Below are 1,459 nucleotides of genomic sequence, written 5' to 3'. Positions count from 1 at the left end.
TCTCCAGGGAGATTTGTGTAAGCGTGCATTCCCGAAAAAAAATAAAAAAACCTGCAATGCACGCTTACACAAGTGTCCCCAGGACACTCGTAGCGTGGGCCGGGAACGTAGTCCCGGCCAAGCCTCCCGGATGGTCGGACGGCTATCGCCGTAGGATCGAAACACTAGGGGGAGAGACTACGACACTCCCCCTAGTGTTCCATACCCCATACCCATACCCTAATTCTTTTTCTGTTGCTTAAAGTGTGTTAAAATACAAAAAGACCCGGAGCCGCAAACTCCGAGTCTTGAAACCACAATGGCAGTGAGGGCCATTGCTTATGCTTATTATATATATAAAATAAGCGATCCGGGAAATAAAATCAACCCAAAGAGCCCTCCTGCCGAAAAACAGGAGGGATTTTTTATGCCGATTGTAGACGCAAGAAAAAAACGAGAAGCTCAAAAAAGAGCAGATGCCAAGCGGGCCGGACGGTCCCGGAATTGGGCGACGGTGGTCTATCCCGAGTCGGCCCCATCGAACTGGCAGCAGGTTCTAGACGACACCCACGTCTATGCCATGGTGTCACCCCTACATGACCAGGACAAAAATCCGGGCGGGGAACCCAAAAAGCCCCATTGGCACGTCCTGGTGCAGTTTGACGTAGTCAAGACGCAGGAGCAGGCAACCGATTTTTTTGCCCAGATCGGCGGCGTAGGGGCTGCCGAACGAATCAGCAACGTTCGGGGCTATGCCCGGTATCTGTGCCACCTGGACAATCCAGAGAAGGCCCAGTACAGCCCGTCCGATGTGCTCCAGTTGGGCGGGGCGGACTACATCGGAGCTATCGGTCTCCCGACTGACCGATATGCTGCTATTGCGGACATGATCGATTTTTGCGATAGAAACGACGTGATCTCGTATGCGGAGCTGCTGCGTTATGCCAGAAGTCATAACGAGACCTGGTATCGGTGCCTGTGCGACAACGGGACGATGGTCATCAAGGAGTTCCTGCGGTCGAGGTACTGGGAAACCCGGGTCGAACCGCTTTATCCAAAAGCCCCCTTACCCGAGGGGAATCCCAAAGCGGAGCCGCGTCAAGGCCAAAGCCCGGCTGAGCCGGGTGCTGCGGAGCAGCAGCCTTGACACGGATCCCCTTTGGGATATACTGTCCCCGTAAGGGGCCTTTTGGAATGGCCCTCACAGGCCCAAATTTCGTTTCTGAGGCGTTTTTAGCTCGAACGGGTACACCAATACGGTGTGCCCGTTTTTTTCGCTTGATATGCCGTAGAGGCATCTCGGTTGTTACGATACGTAACAATCCGGGTTCGGGACTTGTTTCGATACGTGACTTGGACACGCTGCAAATCTCCAGGGAGATTTGTGTAAGCGTGCATTCCCGAAAAAAAATAAAAAAACCTGCAATGCACGCTTACACAAGTGTCCCCAGGACACTCGTAGCGTGGGCCGGGAACGTAG

At 53.5% G+C, this 1,459-nt stretch carries 1 protein-coding gene; it reads left to right on the top strand.

Annotated features, from left to right (window positions below; translation table 11 throughout):
• Positions 1-406 precede the first annotated feature (406 nt).
• Positions 407-1,126, top strand: coding sequence for a replication protein (locus ACTQY5_RS10965; RefSeq protein WP_441369205.1), 720 nt, complete (start codon positions 407-409; stop codon positions 1,124-1,126).
• Positions 1,127-1,459 lie beyond the last annotated feature (333 nt).

It is taken from the genome of Acidaminococcus sp. HCP3S3_H5, assembly GCF_052122235.1.
In the GTDB taxonomy this organism is placed as follows: domain Bacteria; phylum Bacillota; class Negativicutes; order Acidaminococcales; family Acidaminococcaceae; genus Acidaminococcus.
This window is presented reverse-complemented; position numbering and strand designations above follow the sequence as displayed.

What these genes read in the sequence shown, in the direction of transcription:
- ACTQY5_RS10965 (WP_441369205.1), top strand. Translation starts at nt 407, where the DNA reads ATGCCGATTGTAGACGCAAGAAAAAAACGAGAAGCTCAAAAAAGAGCA.